Raw genomic sequence first — 26,225 nt, forward strand, 5'->3', positions numbered from 1 at the left:
CACAGGATCTGCGCGCGGGGCGGCATTATTGAGACGGCATCGAACGCGCCGCCTTCGGTAAGATGACGCATCGCCGACCGGCGCCTTGCATCGCAACGCTGCGCCGGCCGTTTTCCCGGTTCATCGCCAACCGAAGCCACGCTTGGCCGCGCGCATCCATGCAACTAGACTGGCTTCACCTCGGCACTCTCGTGATGGCGGCACACGTGCTCGGCGCGATTGCCGCGGTGCACGCCGTCATCAACACGCGCACGTCGCAGGGCGCGGTCGCGTGGGCCGTGTCGCTCGTCGCGATGCCGTATTTCACGCTCATTCCCTACCTCTTTCTCGGACGCAGCAAGTTCGCCGGGTATATCGACGAGCGGCGTCTCGAAAACGAAATCCTGCGCAACCGCTCGCATCCCACCGAGTGGGAATCCGGCGACGCGACCGAAACCGGCACCTTTCCTGACATCTCCAGCGCCCGTGGCGTGGCCGCGCCCGGCCCGGCGGAATACCTCGGCCATCCGGTCATCCGCACGCTCACGCGCCTTTCCGGCATGCCGTTTTTGCGCGGCAACGCCGTGCGCGTGCTGATCAACGGCGACGCGACCTTCTCTGCCATTCTCGAAGCGATCGAACGGGCCGAGCGCTACGTGATCGTCCAGTTCTTCATCGTGCGCGCGGACGCGCTCGGCGAATTGCTCAAGGACATGCTGATCGCGAAGGCGCAGGCGGGCGTGCGCGTCTATTTCCTCTACGACAGCATCGGCAGCTTCGACCTGCCGCACCGCTATGTGAGCGCGCTGCAACAGGCCGGCGTCGAAATCCATCCGTTCGCGACCAAGCGCGTGTTCGTCAACCGCTTCCAGATCAACTTTCGTAATCATCGGAAGATCGTCGTGGTCGACGGCGAGCGCGCGTTCGTCGGCGGCCACAACGTGGGCGTCGAGTATCTCGGCGGCAATGCGCGGCTCTCGCCGTGGCGCGACACCCACATCGAGGTGCGCGGCCCGGCGGTTGCGAGCATCCAGTTCGTCTTCATCGAAGACTGGTACTGGGCGACCCAGCGCCTGCCGGAAGTCGGCCCGAGCACGCGCTGCCCGGACGACATGCATTGCATGGTCCTCGCGAGCGGCCCCGCCGACAAGCAGGAAACCTGCTCGCTTTTCTTCGTCGAAGCGATCAGCGCGGCGCGCACGCGCGTCTGGATCACGACGCCTTACCTGATTCCCGACGAGGCCGTGTTCTCGGCGCTGAGGCTCGCGGTCATGCGCGGCGTGGACGTGCGCATCCTGATTCCGAGCCGGCGCGACCATCACGTGGTGTTCGCGGCATCGAAGCTCTACGCGTACGACGCGATCCTCGCCGGCGTGCGCATCTTTCGCTACCGGCCGGGCTTTCTGCATCAGAAGGTCGTGCTCGTCGACGACATCGCCGCCGCCATCGGCAGCGCGAATCTCGACAATCGCTCGTTTCGCCTGAACTTCGAGATCATGGTGCTGACCGTCGACCGGCGTTTCGCGGGCGAAGTGGAAGGCATGTTGCTCGACGACTTCGCGCTCTCCGACGAAATCGGCCCCGACGACTACCGCGGCTCGCCCGCGTGGCGTCGCATGGCGATGCACGTCGCGCGCCTCTTCTCTCCGATCCTCTGAGCAGCTACAGCAGCTTTTCCACGTCGTTGGCGATGGCTTCGGGTTTCGTGATCGGCGCGAAACGCTTGACGATGTTGCCGTTGCGGTCAACGAGAAACTTCGTGAAGTTCCACTTGATCGCCTCGATGCCGAGCACGCCTGGCTCCTTCTCGGTCAGGTACTTGTAGAGCGGATGGGCATTTGCGCCGTTCACGTCGACTTTCGCGAACATCGGGAACGTGACGCCGTAGTTCTTCTCGCAGAAGCTGCCAATCTGCGCCGCGTCGCCGGGTTCCTGCTTGCCGAACTGGTTGCACGGAAAGCCGAGAATCTCGAACCCACGGGCCGCATAGCGCGCGTACAGATCCTGCAAACCCTTGTATTGCGGCGTGAACCCGCATTCGCTCGCCACGTTGACGATGAGCAGCACCTTGCCGCTGTATTGGTCGAGCCCGACGGTTTTGCCGTCGAGCGTTTCTGCCTGAAAGGCGTAGAGAGTGTCCATACGATGCTCCGCCGGAAAAAATCCAGTCTAAGCGAAAAGCTCCGCGCACGACATCTAGCCGGATGGCGTAGGCCGAACGGCCGAGGGCGCGGCGGCGATGCATCGGTCTAAAATAGCGCTTTCCCTCAAGCCCGGTCGTCACGTCGTGATTCGCTTCAACCAATTCAGCCTTGCCCGCGGCACCAAACCGCTCTTCGATGCGACCACGTTCGCCCTCAATCCGGGCGAAAAAGCCGGTCTCGTCGGCGCGAACGGCGCGGGCAAGTCGACGCTCTTCTCCGTGCTGCGCGGCGACCTGCACGCGGACGGCGGTGATTTTTCGATGCCGCCTTCGTGGCAGATCGCGCACGTCGCACAGGACACGCCGGCGGTCGATCGCACCGCGCTCGACTACACGCTCGACGGCGACGCCCAGTTGCGGGCGATCGAAGCGCGCATCGCGGCGGCTTCGGCGGCTCACGACGGCGCGGCGGAAGCGCACGAACACGCCGCCTTCGCCGATGCCGACGGATACACCGCGCCCGCGCGCGCCGAAGCGCTCCTGCTCGGTCTCGGCTTCACGCTTGCTCAGACGCGCGAGCCCGTATCGAGCTTTTCGGGCGGCTGGCGCATGCGCCTGAATCTCGCGCAGGCGCTGATGTGCCGCTCCGACCTGCTCCTGCTCGACGAGCCGACCAACCACCTCGACCTCGACGCGATCGTCTGGCTCGAAGACTGGCTGCATCGTTACCCGGGAACGCTGATCGTGATCTCGCACGACCGCGAATTCCTCGATTCGGTCTGCAACGTCACGCTGCATCTGGAGAACCGGCAGATCAAGCGCTACGGCGGCAATTACAGTCAGTTCGAAATCCTGCGCGCGCAGCAGATCGCGTTGCAGCAGAGCGCGTACGAGAAGCAGCAGAAGACGGTCGAGCATCTGCAGAGCTTCATCAACCGCTTCAAGGCGAAGGCGACCAAGGCGAAGCAGGCGCAAAGCCGCGTGAAGGCGCTCGAAAAGATGGAACTGATCGCGCCCGCGCACGCGAGTTCGCCGTTCACGTTCGAATTCCGCACGCCCGATGCCGCGCCCAATCCGATGATCGTGATGGACGAAGTGCGTTGCGGCTATCACACGGAAAGCGGCGACGTGCCGATCGTCGAAGACGTGACGCTGTCGATCCAGAACGGGCAGCGCATCGGTCTTCTGGGCGCGAACGGACAAGGCAAGTCGACGCTCATCAAGACGCTCGCCGCGACGCTCGACGCGCTCTCCGGCACCGTGCGCCAGGGCAAGGGCTTGCGCATCGGCTATTTCGCGCAGCATCAGCTCGAAACCCTGCGTCCCGACGATTCCCCGATCCAGCATCTCGCGCGCCTCGCGCCCGACACGCGCGAGCAGGAGTTGCGCGACTTCCTCGGCGGCTTCAATTTTTCTGGCGAGATGGCGACCGCGAAGATCGCGCCGTTCTCCGGCGGCGAGAAGGCGCGACTCGCGCTCGCGCTGATCATCTGGCAGAAGCCGAACCTGCTCCTGCTCGACGAGCCGACCAACCACCTCGACCTCGAAACCCGCCACGCGCTGACGATGGCGCTCGCGCAGTTCGAGGGCACGCTGATCCTGGTCTCGCACGACCGCGCGCTCTTGAGAGCGACCACCGACATCTTCATGCTGGTCGCGAAGCACCGCCTGCAGCCGTTCGACGGCGACCTCGACGACTATCGCGATTGGCTCCTGCAGCACGCCGCCGAAGCGCGCGCCGCGGCGAAGGACGCGAACGGCTCGGCCGATGGCGGGCAGGATTCGTCGCAGAGCCGCAAGGAGCAGCGCCGGCTGGAGGCGCAGGAGCGGCAGAAGCTGTCGCATCTGAAGAAGCCGCTGCAATCGAAAATCGCGAAGATCGAGAAGGAAATGGACGCGTTGCAGAAGGAGAAGGCGGCGCTCGATGCGTTCGTCGCCGATTCGGCGAGCTACGAGCCGGCCATGAAGACGAAGCTGACCGATTCGATCCGCCGGCAGGCCGACGTGAACGCGCGGCTAGACACGCTCGAACACGAATGGCTCGAAGCGCACGACGAACTGGAGCAGATCGGCTGAAGCGTCCCACTCACGGAGGCATGTCTTGTCGCAAACACCATTGCTCGAAGGCCTGCGCGTGCTCGACCTCACGCGCCTGTTGCCCGGCCCGGTCGCCACGTTGCGGCTGGCGGAACTCGGCGCCGACGTGCTGAAGATCGAAGCACCCGGCGAAGGCGACTACGCCCGCACGATGCTGCAAAGCGACGCCGACCGCGCCACCGGCACGCCGAGCGCATTCTATCGGCTGGTCAATCGCGGCAAGCGCGCGCTCACGCTCGATCTCAAGACCGAGGCGGGCCGCGCGGAACTGATCGGCCTTGCGCGAGAATCGGACGTGCTCGTCGAGAGTTTTCGCCCTTCGGTAATGGCGCGGCTCGGCGTCGGCTACGACGTACTGCGCGAAGCGAATCCGAAGCTCGTCTATTGCGCGATCACGGGTTTCGGGGCGGACGGCGCCTTCGTCGACACACCAGGCCACGACCTGAACTACATCGCGTATGCGGGCGTGCTCGACCAACTCGCGTCGAACGACGGCACACCCATCGTGCCGAACTTCCAGATCGCGGATTTGCTGGGCGGCGCGCTCGCCGCCGTCACGCAGATTCTCGCGGCGCTATGGCACGTCGCGCGCGGCGGCGACGGGCACTGCCTGAATGTCTCGATGACGCACGCAGTCCATGCGCACAACGTGATGGCGCATATCGCGCTGGACAACCACGCGCACGCGACGACGCGCGCGGGCGCCGGGCTGCTCAACGGCGGCGTGCCCTGCTACAACGTCTATCGCACGAAGGACGACCGGTTCGTCGCGCTCGGCGCGCTGGAACTCAAGTTCTGGGAAACGCTGTGCCGTGCGCTCGGCCGGCCCGAATGGGCAGCGAAGCACTGGAGCCTCGGTCAGGCGACAGGCGGCGCCGATGCCGTCGAACTCACGCAGTCGCTCGCGGCGATTTTCCGCGAGCGCACGCGCGACGAATGGATTGCGCTACTCGAACCGCTCAACTGCTGCGTGGCGCCGGTGCTGACGCCCGCCGAAGCAGCCGCGCATCCGCTTTTCGCGAAGCATTAACGGCGCGGCAAGGTCTGGCGCGGCATGCGCTCGTCGTCGATGAGCATGTGTTTGCGGCCGGTCACGTGATGGCGGATCGTCGCCACGACTTCGTCTTCCGTCACGTCCGCTGCCACGACGCGGCGCGAAATCTGCCCTTCGGCGTCGATCCATTCGACGATCCGGCATTCGCCGCCCCACGGCTGCAGAATCGGCGCCGAAACGCGGCAGCCGCGCAACTGGAACATCGGGGCGGAAATCGAGTGATCTGAGTGTTTCAAGGCGTGGTCCTTTGCTCGTGCACTGCAGCCGTTCGTGTAGCCGTGCAAGCATAGGAAAATCACGCGCCGCGTGGGTTACAGCCGCGTCCGTTTCTTTTACACAAGATTACGAAGGGACGGAACGTCAGCTGTCGAGCGTGCGCACGCGGTCGATCGCTTCCTCGATGCGGTCCACCGCGATCACCTCCAGCCCGTCGATCGGCTGCTTCGGCGCGTTGGCCTTGGGTATCAGCGCGATCGAAAAGCCGAGCTTCGCCGCTTCCTTCAGACGATCCTGCCCGCGCGGCGACGGCCGGATCTCGCCCGCCAGCCCCACTTCGCCGAACACGATCAGCCCTTTCGGCAGCGGCTTGTTGCGCATCGACGACTGGATCGCGAGCAACACGGCCAGATCGGCGGCGGGCTCGGTGATCTTCACGCCGCCCACCGCGTTCAGAAACACGTCCTGATCGAAGCACGCGATGCCCGCATGGCGATGCAGCACCGCGAGCAACAGCGCAAGCCGGTTCTGCTCCAGCCCGACCGCGAGCCGCCGCGGATTGGGGACATGCGCGGTATCGACCAGCGCCTGCACTTCGACGAGCAACGGCCGCGAGCCTTCCTGTGTCACGAGCACGCACGAACCCGGCACGCTTTGCGCGTGCTGCGAGAGAAAAAGTGCCGACGGATTCGCGACGCCGCGCAGGCCGCGCTCGGTCATCGCGAAGACGCCGAGTTCGTTCACCGCGCCGAAGCGGTTCTTGAACGCGCGCACGAGGCGAAACGACGAATGCGTGTCGCCTTCGAAATACAGCACCGTATCGACGATATGTTCCAGCACGCGCGGCCCCGCGAGGTTGCCCTCCTTCGTCACGTGGCCGACCATGATGATCGCGGTGCCCGTCTGCTTGGCGATGCGCGTGAGTTGCGCCGCGCACTCGCGCACCTGCGCGACCGAGCCGGGCGCGGAGGTCAGCGCTTCGGAATAGACGGTCTGGATCGAATCGATGACGGCGACTTCGGGCCGTTCGGCGTCGATCGTCGCCTGGATTTTTTCGAGCTGGATTTCGGCGAGCAGCTGAAGATCGGGCGCCGCCGACTCGGCGCTCCCGAGCAGCCCGAGCCGCTGAGCACGCAACGCGATCTGCGCGCCGGATTCCTCGCCGCTGATGTAGAGCGCGGGACGCTCGCGGGCGATTTCCGCCAGCGACTGCAACAAGAGCGTCGATTTGCCGATGCCCGGATCGCCGCCGATCAGCACCACGCCGCCCGCCACCAGCCCGCCGCCGAGCACGCGGTCGAATTCGCCGATGCCGGTCGTGAAGCGCGGCACGTCGGACGCTTCGATCTCGGAGAGCCGTCTGACGGGCGAGCTTTTCGCGAGCGCCTGGAAACGGTGCGCGGACGGCGTTTCCGCCACCGACTCCACTAGCGTGTTCCACGCGCCGCACGCGGGGCATTGGCCCTGCCATTTCGGCGCCTGTCCGCCGCATTCGCTACAGATGTACAGCGTCTTCGCCTTCGCCACTTTCGCCACGCTTCGGTCCTGATTTTTCTCGTTATTTTCTGCAAATCGTCTGAATTATTCCGCGCGCACCGGCACGCGTTGCGCGATCGCGCACATCAGCTCGTAGCCGATCGTGCCGCACGCCTGCGCGACGTCGTCGATCGGCAAGTGGGTTCCCCACAGTTCCACGCGCGTGCCGACGCCCGCCGTCGGGCACGGCGTCAGGTCGACGGTGAGCATGTCCATCGACACGCGCCCGACGATCTTCGTGCGAATCCCGTCGACGACCACGGGCGTGCCTTCCGGCGCGATGCGCGGATAGCCGTCCGCATAGCCGCACGCGACCACGCCGATCTTCATCTGCTTGCCGACCTTGTAGGTCGAGCCGTAGCCGATGGTGTGGCCCGGATCGACCGACTGCACGGCGATCAGTTCGGAATTGAGCGTCATCGCCGGGCGCAGGCCGGTGTCGGCGATATCGGCCGTCACGCCCGACGGCGACGCGCCGTACAGGATGATGCCCGGGCGCACCCAGTCGAAGTGCGCGGCGGGATGCCAGAGCGTCGCGGCCGAATTGGCGAGGCTGCGCGCGCCCGCGATGCCCTCCGCGCCGCGCTCGAACGCTTCGAGCTGGTAGGCGATGCCGCGTTCGCTGTCGGCGTCGGAAAAATGGGTCATGAGCGTGATCTGGCCGACGCCCTGGCACGCGCGCGCCCGCTCCCACGCGGCGCGAAACCGCTCCGGCACGTAGCCCAGGCGGTTCATGCCGCTATTCATCTTCAACTGGATGTTGACCGGTTTCGAGAGGCGCGCCATTTCGAGCATGCGCAACTGCTCGTCGCAATGGACGGCGGTCGTCAGGCTGTAGCGGTCGATCACGTCGATGTCGGTCGGCCGGAAAAAGCCTTCCAGCAAAAGAATCGGGCCCGCCCAGCCCAGTTCGCGCAACTTCACGGCTTCTTCGAGGTCGAGTAGTCCGAAGCCGTCGGTTGCGCGCAATCCGGGGAACGCCCGCGACAAGCCGTGGCCATAGGCATTGGCCTTGACGACAGCCCAGATCTTGGATTTCGGCGCGTACTTGCGCGCGACGGCGAGGTTGTTGGCGAGTGCGGCGGTATGGATCGTGGCGGAAAGGGGGCGCGGCATGAGAGTTCGGGTTAAAACGCTGTTGGAGCGCGAGGCGAATCGACGGTTCAAGACGCCTTGCGAATCAGTATCTTATGAAGGACTCGCAGCACGGTCGTGTGTTTTGCAACACCGAATCGAGATTACTGCTAGTCAGAATGCGCCTATTTTCGTGTTATAAAGCCGTGCACACAACCCATTTCGAACGGAATAAGCCCGAGTGCACCCCCGGCGACCGGGGCGGATCACCCGCAGTGAGGAAAGCTTCGGATCAGATGAAAAAAGGTTTTTACACCATCATGGCCGCGCAGTTTTTCTCTTCGCTGGCCGACAATGCCCTTCTGATCGCTGCTATTGCACTGCTGAAAGATCTTCACGCCCCGAACTGGATGACGCCGCTGCTCAAGCTGTTCTTCGTCCTGTCCTATGTCGTTCTTGCCGCGTTCGTCGGCGCCTTCGCGGATTCCCGGCCCAAAGGCCAGGTGATGTTCGTCACCAACACCATCAAGGTCGTCGGCTGTCTCACGATGCTGTTCGGCGCGCATCCGCTCTTCGCCTACGGCATCGTCGGATTCGGCGCCGCCGCGTACTCGCCCGCGAAATACGGCATTCTCACCGAACTGCTGCCGCCCGACCGCCTCGTCGCGGCGAACGGGTGGATCGAAGGCACGACGGTCGGCTCGATCATCCTCGGCACCGTGATGGGCGGCGCGCTCATCAGTCCGCACATCGCCGGGCATCTGCTCAGCCTGAACATTCCGCGCATTCAAACACCCGCCGAGGCCGCGATGATCGTGATCGTGGTGATGTACATCGTGGCCGCGATGTTCAACCTGCGCATTCCCGAGACCGGCGCGCGCTATCCGAAGCAGGAAACGCGGCCCGTCAAGCTCATCACCGATTTCGCCGACTGCTTTCTCACCCTCTGGCGCGACAAGCTCGGCCAGATTTCACTCGCGGTCACGACGCTCTTCTGGGGCGCGGGCGCGACGCTCCAGTTCATCGTGCTGAAATGGGCGGAAGTGTCGCTCGGGATGTCGCTGTCGCAGGCGGCGATCCTGCAGGCGGTGATCGCAGTCGGCGTCGCGGTCGGCGCGGTGCTCGCGGCGGCGCGCGTGCCGCTCAAGCGCTCGCTGTCGGTGCTGCCGGTCGGCATCATGATGGGCATCGCCGTGATGCTGATGGCCTTCTACACCCGCGATCTCTTCCCGGCCGGCTGGGGCATGCAGATCGGCGAAATGCGGATGCCGGGCTACCTGCTGATCGCGTACCTGTTCCTGATGATCGTCGGCGGGCTGTCGGGCTTTTTCGTCGTGCCGATGAACGCGCTGCTTCAGCATCGCGGGCACGTACTGCTCTCCGCCGGCCACTCGATCGCCGTGCAGAACTTCAACGAGAACCTGTCCGTCCTCGTGATGCTGTGCCTCTACGCCGTGCTCGTCTGGCTCGACGTGCCGATCCAGTTCGTGATCGTGCTGTTCGGCTCCTTCGTCTGCCTGATGATGTATTTCGTGATGCGCCGGCATCAGGCGAATCAGCGCGCGTTCGATTCCGTGGCGCTGATCGGCGAGGCGCGGCACTGATCTGCGCGGTATCACGTCCCTCTTTTAGCCGACCATGCACGCCGACCTTTATTCGTTCGCGACGCGCGTGCGTGAGCACGCACCGCTCGTCCACTGCCTGACGAATCTCGTCGTCACCAACTTCACTGCGAACGTCTTGCTCGCGATCGGCGCCGCGCCCGCGATGGTCGTCGCGCGCGAGGAAGCCGGCGAGTTCGCGGCCATCGCGAACGCGCTCTCGGTGAACCTCGGCACGCTCGACGCGCCGCAGTCGAAGGCGATCCGCGTCGCCGTCGATGCCGCCAACGCCGCCGGCAAGCCGTGGGTGCTCGATCCGGTCGCGGTCGGACCGCTCGCGTTTCGCACGGAATTCGCGCTCGATCTGCTCGATTCGAAGCCGGCGGTGATTCGCGGGAACGCGTCGGAGATCATCAGTCTGTCGGGCGGCACGGCAAGCGGACGCGGCGTCGACAGCACCGCCGCCACCGACGCCGCGCTCGACGCCGCGCAGATCCTCGCGCTCAAAACGCAGGCGACGGTCGCCGTGACGGGCGCCACCGACTACATCACGGACGGCCGCCGGACCATCGCGCTCTCGAACGGCTCGCCGCTGATGACGCGCGTGACGGGCGTCGGCTGCGCGCTGTCGGCGACGGTCGCGGCGTTCATCGGCACGGCGAACGGACCCGCTGAGCACTGGATCGCCACCGTCGCGGCCGTCGCGTATTCGACCGTCGCGGGCGAACTCGCCGCGCGCAACGCGGCGTTGCCCGGCAGCTTCGCCGTCGCCTATCTGGACCGGCTCGCCTCGCTCGACGCCGACGCGTTCGCCGCGACGCTCGTCGCGCGCGACATTGCCGCCGCCTGACATGCGCCCCGCTTTCGATCTTTCCGTCTATCTCGTGCTCGATCCGGTGCAGTGCGGCGGGCACGCGGCGTCGCTCGATGTCGCGCGCGCGGCGCTCGCAGGCGGCGCGACCGTCGTGCAACTGCGCGCGCCCGAATGGCACAAGCGCGCGTGGCTCGCGCTCGCCCGCGATCTGCTGCCGTTGACGCGCGCGGCCCGCGTGCCGCTCATCATCGACGATCATCTCGATATCGCGCTCGCCGCCGGTGCCGACGGCGTGCACGTCGGCCAGCGCGATCTGCCCGCGCACGTCGCCCGCGAGCTGCTCGGGCCGGATGCGTTGATCGGGCTGTCGGTGTCACGGATGCGCGAGGTCGACGAAGCGAACGCGCTCGGCGACACGATCGACTATCTCGGCGCCGGCCCCGTTTTCGCGACGTCCACCAAGACCGACGCGTCGGCGCCCTGCGGCATCGACGGTCTCGCCGAACTGTGCGCGCATGCGCGCTATCCGACGGTCGCGATCGGCGGCATCCAGCTGCACAACGCCGCCGACGTCATGCGCGCAAAGCCCGCGGGCCTCGCGGTGGTGTCCGCGATCTGCAAGGCGCCCAATGCGCGCGAGGCCGCCGCCCGTCTGCGCGAGACGATGTCGCGCGCCCAACCGTAACCGAACGCCAAGCCATGACACAACGCATCCCCAACGTCCTCACGATCGCCGGCTCCGATTCGGGCGGCGGCGCGGGCATCCAGGCCGACCTGAAGGCGTTTTCGGCGCTCGGCGCGTACGGCGCGAGCGTGATCACCGCGCTCACCGCGCAGAACACGCGCGGCGTCACCGCGATCCACACGCCCGACGCGGCGTTCGTCACCGCCCAGCTTGACGCCGTGTTCGACGACATCCGCATCGACGCCGTGAAGATCGGCATGCTCGCGAACGCCGACATCGTGCGCGCGGTCGCGGATGCACTGCGGCGGCATCGGCCGGAACACGTCGTGCTCGATACCGTGATGATCTCGAAGAGCCATCACGCGCTGCTCGCGCCGGAAGCGGTCGCTGCGCTGCGCGACGAACTGCTGCCGCTCGCGACGCTCGTCACGCCGAACCTGCCGGAGGCGGCGGCGCTCCTCGGCACGTCCGCCGCCTCCGATGAGGACGCGATGGTCCGCCAGGGCGAAGCGCTCCTCGCGCACGGCGCGCGCGCGGTGCTGATGAAAGGCGGCCATCTCGCTTCCGCCGACAGTCCCGACTGGCTCGTCGAACCGGCCGGCGCGGTGCGGCTGGGCGGCGCGCGCGTGCCGCTGAAGAACACGCACGGGACCGGCTGCACGCTCTCGTCGGCGATTGCCGCGCTGATCCCGCAAACCGACAGCCTCGCCACCGCCACCGCCGACGCCAAGCGCTATCTAACAGGCGCGATCGAACACAGCGCGCGGCTCGACGTCGGGCACGGCGTCGGGCCGGTGCATCACTTCTTCAGATGGTGGTGAGCGCGTAGGTTCGCGCGCGTTCGGGCCAGTCGTCCGGAACGATGAAGCCGCGCGAGCGCTCGCTCCATCCGCCGTCGGCGTCGCGCGCGTAGGACGCGACCATCGTCGGGGAGACGGCGCTTCGCAGGCGTTCGTGGATCGCGGCGGCATCGGCGAGCAGCGCGCCGGCGTCGGCCGCGGCGAGCCTGCGCGAAGCCAGCCACGCGAGGCGCGGCTGCACGACCCAGGCTTGGTCTTCACCGGACGCCGCCGTTCCGTGTGCAGCGCTCCACTCCGAGACGGTGAGCCACCAACCGCGCAGATGATCGTCGCCGAGTTCGGGCGCGGGCGTCACGCCCGCGCCGTGATAGAAGAGTCGCCCCTTGATGTACAACTGCGCCGTCCACGCACTCCCGAAGCCGAGCGAAGCGAACTCCTCTCGCGAACTCAGCGCGAGCTGGTGCGTGATGAGCCGCGCGTGTTTCAGGTCGAAACGGTCCTGCAGGTTCGGGCCCACATAGTCCGACAAGCGCGCGGCATTGCCCGATCCGTCGCCGATGTGCAGGTAGAACTTCACCGCCATTTCCCAGTGCAGGCGCGCGCCCGACGCGCTCTGCAACAGAAAGTCGCATTCGCCGATCGTGCGGCGGTGCTTCCTCAACGGCACGTTCGCCGCGATGAGCCGGGCCGCCGGGCCGTGCGTCAGGAAAAATTCGAGCAGGCTTTCGGCGTAGAAACCCAGCCGCGTCAGCTTCGGATTGCGCGAGCGCGCGTGCAGCGGATGCGGATCGCGATCGAGGCCGTCGAGCCAGGCGAGCGTCGCGTCGCGCTCGGCGGGCGTTTCGAACGGATCGGCAAGCGGCGCGCCCGCGTGGCTCGCGCGCAGCAGGTCGGGCGCGAACAGCAGCCACGCGAGATCGCGGACGGTGACGTCGCCGTATCGATCGACGAGACGATGGACCGCGTGATCGGCGGGGCGCCCGGAGTCCGCCATCACTGACCGCCCGGGACGACTCCAGACGCGTCGAGCGACGCTCGATAGGTTTCCCTCGCGAGACACAGATCGGCCCACGCCTTCGCCTTGTCGGGCAGGCTGCGCAGCAGATACGCCGGGTGATAGGTGACGATCACCGGGACGCCCTCGTAGCGGTGCACGCGGCCCCGCAGCGACGCGATGCTCGCTTCGGTCTTGAGCAGGCTCTGCGCGGCGAAGCGGCCGAGCGCGACGATCACCTTCGGCTTGACGAGCGCGACCTGTCTTTGCAGATACGGCTCACAACGCGCGACTTCGTCGAGTTCCGGATTGCGGTTGCCGGGCGGCCGGCACTTGATCACGTTCGCGATATACACGTTCGATTCCCGCGAAAGGGCGACGGCGCGCAGCATGCTGTCGAGGAGCCGCCCCGCCTGGCCGACGAAGGGTTCGCCGAGCTTGTCCTCGTTTTCGCCGGGCGCCTCGCCGATCAGCATCCAGTCGGCTTCGCGGTCGCCGACGCCGAATACAGTGTTCGTGCGCCGCTCGCACAGGCGGCAGCGCTCGCAGTTCGCGACGCGCGCGGCGAGCGTGTCCCAGTCGAGCGTGTGGATGTCGGCGGGTGCATCGACGACGGCGTACGCGTCGGCTGGCGCGGGGGCTTCGTCGAGCCAGGGGAGATCGTCGGCGTCGTGTGCGGCGCTCGGGCGGTCCGAAGACTGCGGCTCGAACGGCTCCGCCTCGTTGCGCGATTCGGCCGCGAAATCCGCGCGCGGCGGTTCGCGCACGGGCGCGGGCGCGGCATCGACGGCCGGCGTTTGGGGGCGCTGTGCATCGCGGGCGGTCTTCGCCTCGGCAGCGCCCGCGCTTTCAGCGCGCGGCAGAACCGCTTCGGCGGCAACGGGCGCATCGGATGAACGACCGCCCGCGCGCCGCCTTACCCAGACAGGCCCGAGCCCGAACTCTTCCAGCATCGATTCATGCAGCGCCATGCGCGCCCTCCTTCGAAAACGTCAGACGCATGACGATTGCGTCCTCGCGCGAGCGGTGCCGCGCGGGATAGTAGTTCTTGCGGCGCCCGATGGCCGTGAAGCCGAAGCGCTCGTAAAGCTGGATCGCGCGCGGATTCGACGGCCGCACTTCCAGCAGGATGCCCTCGAGCTTTTCCGCGCGCGCGATGCGCACCGCTTCGCGCAGGAGCGCGAGCCCCACGCCCGAATGCTGCGCGGCGGGCGCAACGCAGAGATTGAGCAAATGCATCTCGTCGACGACCGGCATCAGCACGCAATAGCCGATGAGCGTCCCCGTGACATGGCGCATGCACACGCCAAAATAGCCATTACGCAGCGAATCCTGGAAATTGCCGCGGCTCCACGGGAATTCGTAGGCGAGCTTTTCGACGGCCGCGACCTCGTCGAGATCGACCTCCGTCATCGGCGACAGATAGCGGTCGGCGAGCAGCACCCCGCTCACCGCACCGGCTCCTCACGGGTCGCCGACGTTCCCTGCAAGTCCTTCGCGTCCTTGGCCGCGCGCGCTTCGAGGCGCTCGGCGGTGGTCTGCGCGACCTTGTCGCGCACGTATTCCGGCGCGGCCTGATCCGGCGGCACGGTGCGCCCCGCGCGCAACGCGCGCAGGCCGGCGAGCGCCACCGGCAGCGCATGCGGCAGCGCTTCGCGATCGACGCGCCGTGCCGCCGCCAACGCCGGCAGCCGCTCGCCGAATGCGACGGCGGCATTGCCCGCGAGCGTGAACGGCGCATCGGGCAGAACGAGCGCGCCGGGCGCATCTAGCGACGCGCCGCGGATCGTTTGCCAGTCGCCGGTGTCGGCGTCGAAAGAGAAATCGGCCCAATAGACTTCGTCCATCCGGGCATCGAGGACCGCCAGCACGCGCGAGCCCGCCGGATCTCTCATGCGCGCAGACTCCGCGCACGCGAGCAGCGTGCCGACCGGCACGACCGGCACGCCGAGCCCGAAAGCGAGCCCTTGCGCCGCGCCCGTCGCGGTGCGCAATCCCGTGAACGAGCCGGGACCGGCGCCGAACGCGATTGCGTCGCAATCGGAGAGCGCGAGGCGCGCGTCGTCGAAGAGTTCGCGAATGGCGGGCAACAAACGCGTGCTCGACACCGCGCCGGTCGCTTCGTGACGAATCCACACCTGCGTCGACGCGTCGGTGTAGTGCGCCGCGACGGCGCCTGATTGCGGCGCGGCATCGGCGAGCAGCAAGGCGACCGAGCAGAATTCGGTCGAAGTATCGAGGGCGAGCAGAACGGTGCGTGTCATAGGCGACATTGTAATGCGGGACGTCACATGAAAAACGCGGCGTCGCCGGGCGGCGTCGAGGCGGCAAAACGCGGACGTCGCGCCCGATCGACTGGAATAAACCCTCCAGAGCCGCGACGCAGCGGCTTGTTATGATCGTTCGCCTCAAAAACGGAGGAACGATGAGCGACATCGACGCACAATTCGCGCAAGTGCAGACGGACGTCACGCAATTGTCCGAGCGGCCCGGCAATCTGACGCTCCTGCGCCTCTACGCGCTCTTCAAGCAGGCGAGCGCGGGCGACGTAACGGGCGACAAGCCGGGTTTCGCCGACATCGCCGGCAAATACAAATACGAAGCGTGGTCCGCGCTGAAAGGCACGCCGCCCGACGACGCCAAACGGCAGTATGTGGAACTCGTCGAATCGCTGAAAAGCGGCGCATCGGCGTAATGCGCTTACGGGTACGGGCGCGATGCGACCGCGCGCCCGCCCGTTCTGCTTTTGTGTTCATTCGCCGGATTCGTCTTAATATCTGGCGCAGTGCAACAAATTTCTATATACTGTCGTCTGCGCTTCACTGTGGCCCGCGCGGTTCGGACCTTTACCGAATTCCCGCCAGTTCGCAGCGCAGCGTCTCGTAGCGTTTTGCTCCAATCCAGTTTAGAAACTGTCCCCTCCTTGCTAGGCCACTTTCGGCCCGTCATGCACCAGGCTGACGACAGCGCCCCCCGGGCCTGCCGTATCCGATACAGCTTCTAACGAAAAAAGCTCGCCTTCATTGCCGCGAGTTGCCCCCGTTTTTCGATTTGCTCGCTGCTTCTTTGCTCGCTGAATCCGACGACTTGGGTATGCCGATTGGCGCCGACGCCTCATTTCCCGTTTCAAGGATCGACATGACTTCGAGCATGACCCAAAGCCCGTTGGACACTATTGCAGCACAAGCACTCGGCACCGATATCGTCGCCGAACCCACGCAGCCGGCACAGCCCGCCGGCCCGAGCTTCGAATCGCTCGGCCTTTCCGCCGACATCGTTTCCGCCCTGACGGCCGCCGGCTATCAGGTCCCGACGCCCGTGCAGCAGCGCGCGATTCCCGCAGCGCTCGCCGGACGCGACCTCCTCGTTTCCAGCCCGACCGGTTCGGGCAAGACCGCGGCGTTCATGCTGCCCGCCATCGAGCGCTTCTCGCAGCTCGAAAAGCTGACCGCATCGCAGCCGCGCGAACCGCGTGACCCGAACGCTCGCCCGCAGCGCCGCCAGCAACCCGTCGCGCGCCCGAGCCTGCTCGTGCTCACGCCGACGCGCGAACTCGCGATGCAGGTCACGGCCGCCGCGACCACGTATGGCAAGCACCTGCGCCGTCTGCGCACCGTCAGCATTCTCGGCGGCGTGGCCTACGGCCAGCAGTTGATGCTGCTCGCGAAGAACCCTGAAATCCTCGTCGCCACGCCGGGCCGTCTGCTCGATCACCTGGAACGCGGCCGTATCGACCTGTCGAGCCTGAACATGCTCGTTCTCGACGAAGCCGATCGCATGCTCGACATGGGCTTTATCGACGACATCGAAACGATCGTCGCCGCTACGCCGGCTTCGCGCCAGACGCTGCTGTTCTCGGCAACCATCGACGGCAAGATCGGCTCGCTGACCGGGCGTCTGCTGAAGGACCCGGAGCGCATCGAGATCGTTCAGAAGCTCGAAGCGAAGAACATCGCGCAGACCGTGCATTTCGTCGACGACCGCGATCACAAGGATCGTCTGCTCGACCATCTGCTGCGCGACGCCGACCTCGATCAGGCCATCGTCTTCACGGCGACCAAGAACGACGCCGACCAACTCGCGATCCGCTTGGCCGACGCCGGCTTCGAATCGGCCGCGTTGCACGGCGACCTGCCGCAAGGCGCGCGTAACCGCACGATCCGCGCACTGCGCGAGCGCCGTGTGCGCGTGCTGGTCGCGACCGACGTCGCGGCGCGCGGCATCGACATTCCGGGCATCACGCACGTCTTCAACTACGACCTGCCGAAGTTCGCCGAAGACTACGTGCACCGCATCGGCCGTACCGGCCGCGCGGGCCGCAGCGGCATCGCGGTGAGCCTCGTGCATCACGCCGAGCAAGGGGCGCTGAAGCGCATCGAGCGCTTCGTGCGCGCACCGCTGCCGGTCAACGTCATCGCCGGTTTCGAGCCGCGCAAGTCGGCCCCGAGCGGCGGCCGTGGCGGTTTTGCCGGCGGACGCGGCCGTCCGGGCGGCGGTTCGACGGGCGGCCGTCGCTACGGTAGCGGCAGCGGCGCAGGCGCTGGCACTGGCGGCGCGGGCAAGCCGGGCGGCTGGGGCAACAAGTCGGCAGGCGCCGGTTCGCGCGACGGCGGTTATCGCGGCGGCAACAGCGACGGCGGCTATCGCGGCGGTTCGCGTGACGGCGGCAGCGGCTTCGGCAGCGGTTCGCGCGACGGCTACAGCGCACGCCGCAGCGACGGCCCGCGCGCTCCGCGCCGCGGCAGCTAAGCTGCACGCTCGCTGACTCCGGAAGGCACGCTGGATCGCCTTCCAACGGGAGCCACTGAAAAAACCGATGCCTCGTGCATCGGTTTTTTTTCGTCCACGCCCCATATTTCACGATACGGAAAGGCTTTTTGCGTCGCAAAAGTCTGTGCTGCGCGGCACAACGAACCGCGTTGCAAGATAGAAAACGTCGTTTCTCATCGTGGAATTTATCTCATAACACACTGAATATAATCAACAATATTTCTCCCGAAAAGCCCTCGACGGGACTATTTCCCAAGACCGACTTTGCCTAGACTCTTATATAAGAGTTGAGCAAACGAAACGCCGCCGAATCCGAATCGCGGCATCGCGCTCAAGTCGCTCGGGATAGTTCAACACCATTCGTCGTTCAGGACTTCAAGGAGAAACGCAATGTCACGTCAACAACAAGCACAGCAACTCCAACAACAATGGGAAACCGACCCGCGCTGGAAAGGTATCAAGCGCACCTATACGGCTGAAGACGTCGTGCGTCTGCGTGGTTCGCTGCAAGTCGAGCACACGCTCGCCAAGCGCGGCGCCGAAAAGCTCTGGGAATCAGTGAACAACGAGCCGTTCGTCAACTCGCTCGGCGCGCTGACCGGCAATCAGGCGATGCAGCAGGTCAAGGCCGGCCTCAAGGCGATCTATCTGTCGGGCTGGCAAGTCGCGGGCGATGCCAACGTCGCGGGCGAAATGTATCCGGACCAGTCGCTGTATCCGGCGAACTCGGTGCCGCTGGTCGTGAAGCGCATCAACAACACGCTCACGCGCGCCGACCAGATCCAGTGGTCCGAAGGCAAGAATCCCGGCGACGAAGGCTACATCGACTATTTCGCCCCGATCGTGGCCGACGCGGAAGCCGGCTTCGGCGGCGTGCTGAACGCTTTCGAACTGATGAAGGCGATGATCGAAGCGGGCGCGGCCGGCGTTCACTTCGAAGATCAGTTGGCGTCGGTCAAGAAGTGCGGCCACATGGGCGGCAAGGTGCTCGTGCCGACACGCGAGAACATCGCGAAGCTGACCGCCGCGCGCCTCGCCGCCGACGTCTGCGGCACGCCGACAGTCCTCCTCGCCCGCACCGACGCGGAAGCGGCCGATCTCGTGACGTCCGACATCGACGAGAACGACAAGCCGTTCCTGACCGGCGAGCGCACGGTCGAAGGCTTCTACCGCACGCGTCCGGGTCTGGAGCAGGCGATCTCGCGCGGTCTCGCCTACGCACCCTACGCCGACATGATCTGGTGCGAAACCGGCAAGCCGGACCTGGAATTCGCGAAGAAATTCGCGGACGCGATCCACAAGGAGTTCCCGGATCAGATGCTGTCGTACAACTGCTCGCCGTCGTTCAACTGGAAGAAGAATCTCGACGACGCGACGATCGCCAAGTTCCAGCGCGAGCTGGGCGCGATGGGCTACAAGTTCCAGTTCATCACGCTGGCCGGCTTCCACGCGCTCAACTACTCGATGTTCAATCTGGCGCACGGCTATGCCCGCAACCAGATGACGGCGTTCGTCGAGATGCAGCAGGCCGAGTTCGCGGCCGCCGAGAAGGGTTTCACCGCGGTCAAGCATCAGCGCGAAGTGGGCACGGGCTACTTCGACGCCGTGACGCAGACGGTCGAGCGCGACGCGTCGACGACCGCCCTGCACGGCTCGACCGAAGACGAGCAGTTCTTCGACAAGAAGGTCGCGTGATCAGGAAGGCGTAATCAGGGAGGGCCGTGAATAGTGCGGCAGCGCCGTCCGGTTTTTTTAGCCGGACGGCGCGAGCCGCCCAAAACAAAGCGCGCCGCCCGGGGTTCGTTTCCCGGACTGCGCCCTTTGTTTTGGGCGTTGCCGGTTCTAGCGATACACGATCACCGGAATCTTCGTGTGGGTGAGCACACGTTGCGTCTCGCTGCCGATGAGGAGGCTGCCGAGCCCGCGGCGTCCGTGCGACGCCATCAGGATGACGTCGCACCCGCCCGACTCGGCCGCCTCGATGATGCCGATGTACGGCGCGGAGTCGATGCTCGTCACGCTGTCGCAGGGGACGCCCGCCTCTTGCGCCGCGCGTTCGACCGCGTGCAGATGCTCGCGCGCCTCGCGCTCGGCGCGGGCGTGGAAGTCGTCGGGCGGTTCGACGGCGACGTCCGCGAACGGCGAGTACGGATACTGCGGCAGGCACGCGTAGGCCGTGATGCGCGCGCCGACGGATTGCGCCAGGTCGATCGCGCCATCGATTGCTTTTTGAGACAGCTCGGAGCCGTCGGTCGGAACCAGGATGTGCTTGAACATGGCGTCCTCCTTGGAACGTCGTTGCGCTCTTTCATTGTAGTAACTACCGGTGCTCGCTCGTTCCAGTAATTCAGCCCCAATACCCCGGAGCGCTGTAAGTATGCTTGAGCAGATCGAGAAAGAGCCGCACGCGCAGCGGCAAATGACGGCGTTGCGGAAAGACCGCATGGATGCCGATCGGCGGCGCGGTGAAATCGTCGAGCACGGTGACGAGTCGCCCGGCCGCGATGTCATCGCCGACTTCCCACCACGAGCGCCACGCGAGCCCGTATCCCGCAAGACACCAGTCGTGAAGCACGGCGCCATCGGAACATTCCATCGTGCCGGAGACCTTGATCGTCACGACCTTGCCGTCGTGCTGGAACATCCAGCCGCGCTGCTGATTCGCCGATGCGCCGAGTGCGAGGCAATTGTGACCCGCAAGCGAAGCGAGATCGGCGGGCTTGCCGCGGCGTTGCAAATAGAGGGGCGACGCGACGCACACGCGCCGGTTCTCGCCGAGCTTGAGCGACACGAGCGACGAATCCGGCAGTTCGCCAAGCCGCACCGCGCAATCGAACCCTTCGTTGACGAGATCGACCATGCGGTCGGTGAGATCGAGCGAAATCGAAACGTCGGGGTGCCGCGTCGTGAATTCCGGCACCAGCGCCGCGACGTGGCGCCGCCCGAATCCGGCCGGCGCCGACACGCGCAGATGCCCGCTCGCCTTCACGCCGCCGGCCGACACGCTCGCCTCGGCGTTCTGCATGTCGTTGATGACGCGCAGACAGTCTTCGAGGAACGCCGAGCCTTCGAACGTCAGCGTGAGCCGGCGTGTCGTGCGCACCAGCAGTTTCACGCCGAGCCGCTCCTCCAGCGCATCGAGCCGCCGGCCGATCACGGCGGGCGCGACGCCTTCGGTCTGCGCCGCCGCCGACAAACTGCCCTTCGCCGCCACGGCCGCGAACGTCTCGATTTGCTTGAAGCGATCCATGCGCGGTGTTCCTGTTTCAACGCCAACGCGAAGAGATTAGGTGCGAAAAAGTAAAAGATCAAGTGATCCTCAGCGACTTTTTATGCAAGTTGATCACGAATAGAATCCCTCTCGACCTCTACACGGAGCGCACGGCTATGTCGGCCATAACGACACATTCCCCTCCCCGCGCAGTGATTTTCGACGCCTACGGCACGCTTTTCGACGTGCATTCGGTCGTCGCTGCCGCCGAGCAGCTGTTCCCCGGCCACGGCGACGCGCTCTCGCAGTTGTGGCGCCAGAAGCAGATCGAATACACGCAGTTGCGCACGCTCGCCGATCCCTCGGGCAGCCGCTACGAGCCGTTCTGGGCGATCACACTCGACGCGCTGCGCTTTGCGGCCGCGCGCCTGAATCTCGCCGATGCGCTGTCGAGCACCGCCGAAAAACGGCTGATGGACGAATACGCGTGTCTTTCCGCGTTTCCGGACGTCGTCGGCGCGTTGAGGGCGCTGCGCGAGCGCACGCGCTGCGAACTTGCGATCCTCTCGAACGGCAATCCGCAGATGCTCGACATCGCCGTGAAAAGCGCCGGCATGACGGGCCTTTTCGACCACGTCCTTTCCGTCGACGCCGTGCGCGCCTACAAGCCCGCGCCGGCGTCGTACGCGCTCGGCACGCAGGCGTTCGGCTGCGCCGCGCGCGAACTGGTGTTCGTCTCGTCGAACGGCTGGGACGTCGCGGGCGCCTCGTGGTTCGGCTACACGACCTTCTGGATCAACCGCGCGGGCCTTCCCGCCGAGGAACTCGGCGTCGCGCCGCGCGGCACCGGCCGCGGCATGAGCGACCTCGTCGACTTCATCGAGGGCGGCTGCCGGCAACAGGATTCCCCCACCCCCGCGAAACGCCCGACACGGATGCGCCAGGGCCCCGGCACCTGAGCGTCACCGATCTTCAACGCGCTTGATTGCATCACGCAAAACCGTCTGACCGACCAAGGAGAAAACCACATGGCCCACTCGCTGAATCTGCCGCAGGGCATGGCAATCACCGCCGACATGCAGCCCGGCTTCGACGCGATCCTCACACGCGAAGCGCTCGAACTCGTCGCCCAACTGCACCGGCAGTTCGAGCCGCGCCGCCAGCAATTGCTCGCGGCGCGCGTCGAACGCACGAAACGCCTGGACGCCGGCGAGCGTCCCGATTTCCTGGCGGACACGAAATCGATCCGCGAAGGCGACTGGACCATCGCGCCGCTGCCGCGGGCGCTTGAATGCCGTCGCGTGGAAATCACGGGGCCGGTCGAGCGCAAGATGATCATCAACGCGCTCAACTCGGGCGCGGACGCGTACATGACCGACTTCGAGGACTCGAACGCGCCGAACTGGCACAACCAGATCACCGGCCAGATCAACCTGAAGGAAGCCGTGCGCGGCACGATCTCGCTCGAACAGAACGGCAAGTCGTACAGGCTGAACGATAAGGTCGCGACGCTGATCGTGCGTCCGCGCGGCTGGCATCTCGACGAAAAGCACGTGACCGTCGACGGTCAGCGCGTCTCGGGCGGCATCTTCGATTTCGCGCTCTTCCTTTTCCACAACGCGCGCGAGCAGCTTGCGCGCGGCGCCGGTCCGTTCTTCTATCTGCCGAAGCTGGAGAGCCATCTGGAAGCGCGTCTGTGGAACGAGATTTTCGTGGCAGCGCAGGAAGCGGTCGGCGTGCCGCGCGGCTCGATTCGCGCGACGGTGCTCGTCGAAACGATTCTCGCCGCGTTCGAGATGGAAGAAATCCTGTATGAACTGCGCGAACACAGCGCGGGGCTGAACGCCGGCCGCTGGGACTACATTTTCTCGGCGATCAAGAAGTTCAAGAGCGATCCGGACTTCTGTCTCGCCGACCGCGCGAAGATCACGATGACCGTGCCGTTCATGCGCGCCTACGCGCTCGAATTGCTGAAGACGTGCCACAAGCGCAACGCACCGGCGATCGGCGGCATGAGCGCCCTGATCCCGATCAAGAACGATCCGGCGGCGAATGAAAAGGCGATGGGCGGCGTGCGCTCGGACAAGGCGCGCGATGCCGGCGACGGTTACGACGGCGGCTGGGTCGCGCATCCGGGCCTCGTGCCGATCGCGATGGAAGAGTTCGTGAAGGTGCTCGGCGACCAGCCGAACCAGATTGGCAAGCAACGCACCGACGTCCAGGTGACGGCGAAGGACCTGCTCGACTTCCGCCCGGAAGCGCCGATTACCGAAGCGGGCGTGCGCAACAACGTCAATGTCGGCATCCACTATCTCGGCTCGTGGCTCGCGGGCAACGGCTGCGTGCCGATTCACAACCTGATGGAAGACGCGGCGACCGCGGAAATCTCGCGCTCGCAGGTGTGGCAGTGGATTCGCTCGCCGAAGGGCAAGCTCGACGACGGTCGCCAAGTCACCGCCGCGATGGTGCGCGAGATCACCATCGACGAACTGGAGAAGGTGAAGCTCGCCGTCGGCGGGGACACGAAGCCTTACGAGCGCGCGGCGAAGATCTTCGAACAGATGTCGACGTCGGAGAACTTCACCGAGTTTCTGACGCTGCCGCTCTACGAGGAAATCTGAGTTTGTCTTAAGCTTGGGCGTTGAAGCCGCTCCCTCATCCGGAGCGGCTTTTTCATTTGCGCGCGCGATGCTCGACCCAGTCGCCGCCTTCGATGCGCGGCAGTCCGTCGACCGAATGCGCGGCCACTGGATACAGCAGGCAATCGACGTGCTGTTCCGTGCCTTCGATATCCACCATCACATGCAGCCGGTGGGATCGAAACAGGCCCTCGACGCCCGGATACACCTCTTCGATCTCGTCGAGCACGGGCACGAGCGCGTCGTCGATACGGTAGACGTCGCCGCGAACCGGCTCGCCTTCGGGATCGAGCACGAGGCCCGGATAACGGCCGAAGTCGAAGAGCCGCCCGTGCACGTGCGCGATGCCGATCTGCTGCGGCTTCGCGATGCCGTGCCGCTCCGCCGCGCGGTTGATGTCGTTGATCTCGCCGGCGCGCAAGGTGCCGTAGATGAATACGTGTTGCATCGGTCGAACGCTCCGTTCTTGCTGGGTTTTTCTTCGCGCATTATGCCAAGCGTGTCGGCGTGTTGCGTCGAATCAAATTACCATCGAAGTTTGCTGTCAGACATCGTCCATCGAATGAGCACGCCCGCCGAAACCGTCGAAGACCTCGACATTCCCGTCGAACATTCACCGACCCACGCGCGTCCGGTCTGCGTGCGGGCGCGCCCGGTGGCGGCGGGCGTGCGCATCGCGCTGCACACGCATGCGTGGGCGCAGCTTGCCTACGCGACGCGCGGCGTGCTACGCGTCGCCACGATCGATTCGACCTGGATGGTGCCGCCCTCGCGCGCGATCTGGGTGCCGCCGAACGTGACGCACGAAGTCGTGATCGTCGAGGATGCCTATCTGCGCACGCTCTATCTCGATGCGAGCGTCGTGCCGCCGGGACTCGACGCGTGCCGCGTCGTGGAAGTGTCGCCGCTGTTGCGCGAAGTGATCGCCGCGCTCGACGATCGCGGCGTGACGCAGCATCGCGAGCGTCTGCTCGGCACGCTCGCACTCGACGAAATCACGCGCTCGGAACCGCTGCCGCTTTCCGTGCCGATGCCCGACGAGAAACGCCTGCGCGCGCTCTGCGAAGCGGTGCTCGCCGACCCCGGCCGCGTCGATTCGCTCGAAGCGTGGGCGGCCGAAGCGGGCGCGAGCACGCGCACGATCGCGCGGCTTTTCCGGCGGGAACTCGGCGTGAGCTTTTCGCAATGGCGCCAGCAAGCCGTGCTCGCGCGCGCGATTCCGCTGCTGAGCGCGGGACGCCCGCTCGCGCAGGTGGCGCGCGAACTCGGCTATCAGAGCCAGAGCGCGTTTTCCGCGATGTTCAGACGGGCGTTCGGTGAGAGTCCGCGCGCGTTCTTCGTCCGCGACGGGCGGGGTGTGGTGGAGAAAACCGCGAGCAGCGATACCGCGTGAACGTTCGGGGCCGACGCAGCGCGCGGCCGGTCATACGCGCCGCGCCATGTGCCGGATCGCGCCGAGCTGGGCCAAGCGCGAACCCGCCGGCCGATAGCCCATGCGGATATAGAGCCGCGCCGCCGGGTTATCGACGAACACGCGCAACTGACATTCGGCGAGACCGCGGGCACGCGCCCAGCGATGCGCGGTATCGAGCAGGAAGGTCCCGGCGCCCTGCCCGCGCCAACCTTCCGCGATCTGCACATCGCGGATATGCAGCGAATCGTTTTCCTCGGTGACGCGCATCACGCCTACGGGTGCGCCATCCACTTCCAGCACGAAATTCTCCGAGTCGCGCCAGCTGCACAGAAAGAGATCGCCGCGCCAAACGAGATTGTGCCGACGGTAATAGCCGTCCATGTTCTTGTGCGTGAGCGATTCGGCGAAGGGGAAATCGTCCATCGTCGCCTGGCGCAATCGATACAGCGGCAGATCTTCTGTGGGATCGAGCATCGCGCGGGCCAAGGGCACGGGGAAAGACTTCAACACTAAGTCAGAGCGCCGGGCGTGGCAATGGCGAGTTTCACGAAAATCGGCTTTCGTAATACCGGGCGTGAGACGGACCCAAAAGCGATGGAATCGACGGGCGAAAAAAAATCCAGCGCATGGCTGGATTTCTTTGATGACTTGCTGGCGGAGCGGACGGGACTCGAACCCGCGACCCCCGGCGTGACAGGCCGGTATTCTAACCAACTGAACTACCGCTCCAGCAGACTGGCGTCCCCTAGGGGATTCGAACCCCTGTACTCACCGTGAAAGGGTGATGTCCTAGGCCTCTAGACGAAGGGGACAGGAAAACTCGTATCGCCTGCGGCGAAAAAAAACCGGCTCATCAGCCGGATTCTCTCCTACACACGAGGCTTGTTGGCGGAGCGGACGGGACTCGAACCCGCGACCCCCGGCGTGACAGGCCGGTATTCTAACCAACTGAACTACCGCTCCAGCAGACTGGCGTCCCCTAGGGGATTCGAACCCCTGTACTCACCGTGAAAGGGTGATGTCCTAGGCCTCTAGACGAAGGGGACAGGAAAACTCGTATCGCCTGCGGCGAAAAAAAACCGGCTCATCAGCCGGATTCTCTCCTACACACGAGGCTTGTTGGCGGAGCGGACGGGACTCGAACCCGCGACCCCCGGCGTGACAGGCCGGTATTCTAACCAACTGAACTACCGCTCCA

25 protein-coding genes and 5 tRNA genes are annotated in these 26,225 nt (G+C 65.7%); 13 read left to right on the top strand and 17 right to left on the bottom strand.

The window, feature by feature from the left end:
* The first annotated feature begins 158 nt into the window (after positions 1 to 158).
* Positions 159 to 1,637 carry a cardiolipin synthase gene (gene cls, locus AWB66_RS11725; protein ID WP_087630461.1) on the top strand — a complete coding sequence of 493 codons (1,479 nt, stop codon included), beginning with the start codon at positions 159 to 161 and terminating at the stop codon, positions 1,635 to 1,637.
* A 4-nt stretch (positions 1,638 to 1,641) separates the two neighbouring features.
* On the opposite strand, the gene AWB66_RS11730 is transcribed toward cls, so the two are convergent.
* The gene (locus tag AWB66_RS11730; protein ID WP_087630462.1) at positions 1,642 to 2,121 is read right to left on the bottom strand and encodes a glutathione peroxidase; all 480 of its coding nucleotides are present in this window, start codon (positions 2,119 to 2,121) and stop codon (positions 1,642 to 1,644) included.
* A gap of 145 nt (positions 2,122 to 2,266) precedes the next feature.
* Between AWB66_RS11730 and abc-f the strand changes: the two genes are divergently transcribed.
* Both abc-f and AWB66_RS11740 read left to right on the top strand, forming a co-directional pair.
* Positions 2,267 to 4,198 carry a ribosomal protection-like ABC-F family protein gene (gene abc-f, locus AWB66_RS11735; protein ID WP_087630463.1) on the top strand — a complete coding sequence of 644 codons (1,932 nt, stop codon included), beginning with the start codon at positions 2,267 to 2,269 and terminating at the stop codon, positions 4,196 to 4,198.
* A 25-nt stretch (positions 4,199 to 4,223) separates the two neighbouring features.
* Positions 4,224 to 5,249: a CaiB/BaiF CoA transferase family protein gene (locus AWB66_RS11740; protein ID WP_087630464.1), complete on the top strand. Its 1,026-nt coding sequence runs from the start codon at positions 4,224 to 4,226 to the stop codon at positions 5,247 to 5,249.
* Here AWB66_RS11740 and AWB66_RS11745 read toward each other — a convergent pair.
* The 3 genes from AWB66_RS11745 to alr all read right to left on the bottom strand — a co-directional run bounded on the left by AWB66_RS11745 (position 5,246) and on the right by alr (position 8,141).
* Positions 5,246 to 5,476, bottom strand: coding sequence for a DUF2866 domain-containing protein (locus tag AWB66_RS11745; RefSeq protein WP_087630465.1), 231 nt, complete (start codon positions 5,474 to 5,476; stop codon positions 5,246 to 5,248). The two genes, AWB66_RS11740 and AWB66_RS11745, sit on opposite strands and share 4 nt — an antisense overlap.
* A 157-nt stretch (positions 5,477 to 5,633) precedes the next feature.
* Positions 5,634 to 7,016 carry a DNA repair protein RadA gene (radA, locus tag AWB66_RS11750; protein WP_087630499.1) on the bottom strand — a complete coding sequence of 461 codons (1,383 nt, stop codon included), beginning with the start codon at positions 7,014 to 7,016 and terminating at the stop codon, positions 5,634 to 5,636.
* 54 nt (positions 7,017 to 7,070) lie between these two features.
* Positions 7,071 to 8,141: an alanine racemase gene (alr, locus tag AWB66_RS11755; protein WP_087630466.1), complete on the bottom strand. Its 1,071-nt coding sequence runs from the start codon at positions 8,139 to 8,141 to the stop codon at positions 7,071 to 7,073.
* 254 nt (positions 8,142 to 8,395) lie between these two features.
* On the opposite strand from alr, the gene lplT reads away from it, so the two are divergent.
* From lplT to thiD, 4 genes are read left to right on the top strand one after another with little or no spacing between them, the layout of a single operon-like run.
* Positions 8,396 to 9,703 carry a lysophospholipid transporter LplT gene (gene lplT / locus AWB66_RS11760; RefSeq protein ID WP_087630467.1) on the top strand — a complete coding sequence of 436 codons (1,308 nt, stop codon included), beginning with the start codon at positions 8,396 to 8,398 and terminating at the stop codon, positions 9,701 to 9,703.
* A 34-nt stretch (positions 9,704 to 9,737) separates the two neighbouring features.
* Positions 9,738 to 10,550, top strand: a complete 813-nt coding sequence (thiM, locus tag AWB66_RS11765; RefSeq protein WP_087630468.1) for a hydroxyethylthiazole kinase — start codon at positions 9,738 to 9,740, stop codon at positions 10,548 to 10,550.
* Between the two features lies 1 nt (position 10,551).
* Entirely contained in the window at positions 10,552 to 11,199 is a 648-nt protein-coding gene (thiE, locus tag AWB66_RS11770; RefSeq protein ID WP_087630469.1) for a thiamine phosphate synthase, read from the top strand.
* Positions 11,200 to 11,213: 14 nt separating this feature from the next.
* Positions 11,214 to 12,020: a bifunctional hydroxymethylpyrimidine kinase/phosphomethylpyrimidine kinase gene (gene thiD / locus AWB66_RS11775; RefSeq protein ID WP_087630470.1), complete on the top strand. Its 807-nt coding sequence runs from the start codon at positions 11,214 to 11,216 to the stop codon at positions 12,018 to 12,020.
* On the opposite strand, the gene AWB66_RS11780 is transcribed toward thiD, so the two are convergent.
* From AWB66_RS11780 to tsaB, 4 genes are read right to left on the bottom strand one after another with little or no spacing between them, the layout of a single operon-like run.
* Positions 12,007 to 12,993, bottom strand: a complete 987-nt coding sequence (locus tag AWB66_RS11780; RefSeq protein WP_087630471.1) for a DUF1853 family protein — start codon at positions 12,991 to 12,993, stop codon at positions 12,007 to 12,009. The genes thiD and AWB66_RS11780 overlap by 14 nt on opposite strands.
* Positions 12,993 to 13,964, bottom strand: coding sequence for a uracil-DNA glycosylase (locus AWB66_RS11785; RefSeq protein ID WP_087630472.1), 972 nt, complete (start codon positions 13,962 to 13,964; stop codon positions 12,993 to 12,995). Before AWB66_RS11785 ends, AWB66_RS11780 begins: the two co-directional genes overlap by 1 nt.
* Complete coding sequence (rimI, locus tag AWB66_RS11790) at positions 13,951 to 14,445, bottom strand: ribosomal protein S18-alanine N-acetyltransferase (RefSeq protein ID WP_087630473.1); 495 nt, start codon at positions 14,443 to 14,445, stop codon at positions 13,951 to 13,953. The genes AWB66_RS11785 and rimI overlap by 14 nt, the downstream gene beginning before the upstream one ends.
* Complete coding sequence (gene tsaB / locus AWB66_RS11795) at positions 14,442 to 15,257, bottom strand: tRNA (adenosine(37)-N6)-threonylcarbamoyltransferase complex dimerization subunit type 1 TsaB (protein ID WP_087630474.1); 816 nt, start codon at positions 15,255 to 15,257, stop codon at positions 14,442 to 14,444. The genes rimI and tsaB overlap by 4 nt, the downstream gene beginning before the upstream one ends.
* A gap of 161 nt (positions 15,258 to 15,418) precedes the next feature.
* Between tsaB and AWB66_RS11800 the strand changes: the two genes are divergently transcribed.
* From AWB66_RS11800 to aceA, 3 genes are all read left to right on the top strand, one after another.
* Positions 15,419 to 15,688 carry an acyl-CoA-binding protein gene (locus AWB66_RS11800; RefSeq protein WP_087630500.1) on the top strand — a complete coding sequence of 90 codons (270 nt, stop codon included), beginning with the start codon at positions 15,419 to 15,421 and terminating at the stop codon, positions 15,686 to 15,688.
* Between the two features lie 443 nt (positions 15,689 to 16,131).
* Entirely contained in the window at positions 16,132 to 17,742 is a 1,611-nt protein-coding gene (locus AWB66_RS11805; RefSeq protein WP_087630475.1) for a DEAD/DEAH box helicase, read from the top strand.
* A 411-nt stretch (positions 17,743 to 18,153) separates the two neighbouring features.
* Positions 18,154 to 19,458: an isocitrate lyase gene (gene aceA, locus AWB66_RS11810; RefSeq protein WP_087630476.1), complete on the top strand. Its 1,305-nt coding sequence runs from the start codon at positions 18,154 to 18,156 to the stop codon at positions 19,456 to 19,458.
* 147 nt (positions 19,459 to 19,605) lie between these two features.
* Here aceA and AWB66_RS11815 read toward each other — a convergent pair whose 3' ends face one another.
* Together AWB66_RS11815 and AWB66_RS11820 are read right to left on the bottom strand one after the other, a co-directional pair.
* Positions 19,606 to 20,040 (bottom strand): universal stress protein, encoded by a 435-nt coding sequence (locus tag AWB66_RS11815; protein WP_087630477.1) that lies wholly within the window; start codon positions 20,038 to 20,040, stop codon positions 19,606 to 19,608.
* 70 nt (positions 20,041 to 20,110) lie between these two features.
* Positions 20,111 to 21,013 carry a LysR family transcriptional regulator gene (locus AWB66_RS11820; RefSeq protein ID WP_087630478.1) on the bottom strand — a complete coding sequence of 301 codons (903 nt, stop codon included), beginning with the start codon at positions 21,011 to 21,013 and terminating at the stop codon, positions 20,111 to 20,113.
* Positions 21,014 to 21,150: 137 nt separating this feature from the next.
* Between AWB66_RS11820 and AWB66_RS11825 the strand changes: the two genes are divergently transcribed.
* Complete coding sequence (locus tag AWB66_RS11825; protein WP_087630479.1) at positions 21,151 to 21,933, top strand: haloacid dehalogenase type II; 783 nt, start codon at positions 21,151 to 21,153, stop codon at positions 21,931 to 21,933.
* 69 nt (positions 21,934 to 22,002) lie between these two features.
* Positions 22,003 to 23,595: a malate synthase A gene (aceB, locus tag AWB66_RS11830; protein ID WP_087630480.1), complete on the top strand. Its 1,593-nt coding sequence runs from the start codon at positions 22,003 to 22,005 to the stop codon at positions 23,593 to 23,595.
* 52 nt (positions 23,596 to 23,647) lie between these two features.
* Here the strand turns inward: aceB and AWB66_RS11835 are convergent, their stop codons facing one another.
* The gene (locus tag AWB66_RS11835) at positions 23,648 to 24,061 is read right to left on the bottom strand and encodes a gamma-glutamylcyclotransferase family protein (protein WP_087630481.1); all 414 of its coding nucleotides are present in this window, start codon (positions 24,059 to 24,061) and stop codon (positions 23,648 to 23,650) included.
* Between the two features lie 114 nt (positions 24,062 to 24,175).
* Between AWB66_RS11835 and AWB66_RS11840 the strand changes: the two genes are divergently transcribed.
* Positions 24,176 to 25,006 carry an AraC family transcriptional regulator gene (locus AWB66_RS11840; protein ID WP_087630482.1) on the top strand — a complete coding sequence of 277 codons (831 nt, stop codon included), beginning with the start codon at positions 24,176 to 24,178 and terminating at the stop codon, positions 25,004 to 25,006.
* Between the two features lie 30 nt (positions 25,007 to 25,036).
* Here AWB66_RS11840 and AWB66_RS11845 read toward each other — a convergent pair whose 3' ends face one another.
* The 6 genes from AWB66_RS11845 to AWB66_RS11870 all read right to left on the bottom strand — a co-directional run bounded on the left by AWB66_RS11845 (position 25,037) and on the right by AWB66_RS11870 (position 26,224).
* Positions 25,037 to 25,501: a GNAT family N-acetyltransferase gene (locus tag AWB66_RS11845; RefSeq protein WP_087630483.1), complete on the bottom strand. Its 465-nt coding sequence runs from the start codon at positions 25,499 to 25,501 to the stop codon at positions 25,037 to 25,039.
* A gap of 178 nt (positions 25,502 to 25,679) precedes the next feature.
* Positions 25,680 to 25,756 (bottom strand) — tRNA-Asp (locus AWB66_RS11850).
* A 7-nt stretch (positions 25,757 to 25,763) separates the two neighbouring features.
* Positions 25,764 to 25,839, bottom strand: a tRNA-Glu gene (locus AWB66_RS11855).
* A gap of 74 nt (positions 25,840 to 25,913) precedes the next feature.
* A tRNA-Asp gene (locus tag AWB66_RS11860) sits at positions 25,914 to 25,990 on the bottom strand.
* Positions 25,991 to 25,997: 7 nt separating this feature from the next.
* A tRNA-Glu gene (locus tag AWB66_RS11865) sits at positions 25,998 to 26,073 on the bottom strand.
* A 74-nt stretch (positions 26,074 to 26,147) separates the two neighbouring features.
* Positions 26,148 to 26,224, bottom strand: a tRNA-Asp gene (locus AWB66_RS11870).
* Position 26,225 lies beyond the last annotated feature (1 nt).

Source organism: Caballeronia telluris (assembly GCF_001544495.1).
GTDB lineage: Bacteria > Pseudomonadota > Gammaproteobacteria > Burkholderiales > Burkholderiaceae > Caballeronia > Caballeronia telluris.

Coding starts and splice junctions, on each gene's coding strand:
- cls (WP_087630461.1), top strand. CDS start 159: ATGCAACTAGACTGGCTTCACCTCGGCACTCTCGTGATGGCGGCACAC.
- AWB66_RS11730 (WP_087630462.1), bottom strand. CDS start 2,121: ATGGACACTCTCTACGCCTTTCAGGCAGAAACGCTCGACGGCAAAACC.
- AWB66_RS11745 (WP_087630465.1), bottom strand. CDS start 5,476: ATGTTCCAGTTGCGCGGCTGCCGCGTTTCGGCGCCGATTCTGCAGCCG.
- alr (WP_087630466.1), bottom strand. CDS start 8,141: ATGCCGCGCCCCCTTTCCGCCACGATCCATACCGCCGCACTCGCCAAC.
- lplT (WP_087630467.1), top strand. CDS start 8,396: ATGAAAAAAGGTTTTTACACCATCATGGCCGCGCAGTTTTTCTCTTCG.
- thiM (WP_087630468.1), top strand. CDS start 9,738: ATGCACGCCGACCTTTATTCGTTCGCGACGCGCGTGCGTGAGCACGCA.
- thiE (WP_087630469.1), top strand. CDS start 10,552: ATGCGCCCCGCTTTCGATCTTTCCGTCTATCTCGTGCTCGATCCGGTG.
- thiD (WP_087630470.1), top strand. CDS start 11,214: ATGACACAACGCATCCCCAACGTCCTCACGATCGCCGGCTCCGATTCG.
- AWB66_RS11780 (WP_087630471.1), bottom strand. CDS start 12,993: ATGGCGGACTCCGGGCGCCCCGCCGATCACGCGGTCCATCGTCTCGTC.
- AWB66_RS11785 (WP_087630472.1), bottom strand. CDS start 13,964: ATGGCGCTGCATGAATCGATGCTGGAAGAGTTCGGGCTCGGGCCTGTC.
- tsaB (WP_087630474.1), bottom strand. CDS start 15,257: ATGACACGCACCGTTCTGCTCGCCCTCGATACTTCGACCGAATTCTGC.
- AWB66_RS11800 (WP_087630500.1), top strand. CDS start 15,419: ATGAGCGACATCGACGCACAATTCGCGCAAGTGCAGACGGACGTCACG.
- AWB66_RS11805 (WP_087630475.1), top strand. CDS start 16,132: ATGACTTCGAGCATGACCCAAAGCCCGTTGGACACTATTGCAGCACAA.
- aceA (WP_087630476.1), top strand. CDS start 18,154: ATGTCACGTCAACAACAAGCACAGCAACTCCAACAACAATGGGAAACC.
- AWB66_RS11815 (WP_087630477.1), bottom strand. CDS start 20,040: ATGTTCAAGCACATCCTGGTTCCGACCGACGGCTCCGAGCTGTCTCAA.
- AWB66_RS11820 (WP_087630478.1), bottom strand. CDS start 21,013: ATGGATCGCTTCAAGCAAATCGAGACGTTCGCGGCCGTGGCGGCGAAG.
- AWB66_RS11825 (WP_087630479.1), top strand. CDS start 21,151: ATGTCGGCCATAACGACACATTCCCCTCCCCGCGCAGTGATTTTCGAC.
- aceB (WP_087630480.1), top strand. CDS start 22,003: ATGGCCCACTCGCTGAATCTGCCGCAGGGCATGGCAATCACCGCCGAC.
- AWB66_RS11835 (WP_087630481.1), bottom strand. CDS start 24,061: ATGCAACACGTATTCATCTACGGCACCTTGCGCGCCGGCGAGATCAAC.
- AWB66_RS11840 (WP_087630482.1), top strand. CDS start 24,176: ATGAGCACGCCCGCCGAAACCGTCGAAGACCTCGACATTCCCGTCGAA.
- AWB66_RS11845 (WP_087630483.1), bottom strand. CDS start 25,501: ATGCTCGATCCCACAGAAGATCTGCCGCTGTATCGATTGCGCCAGGCG.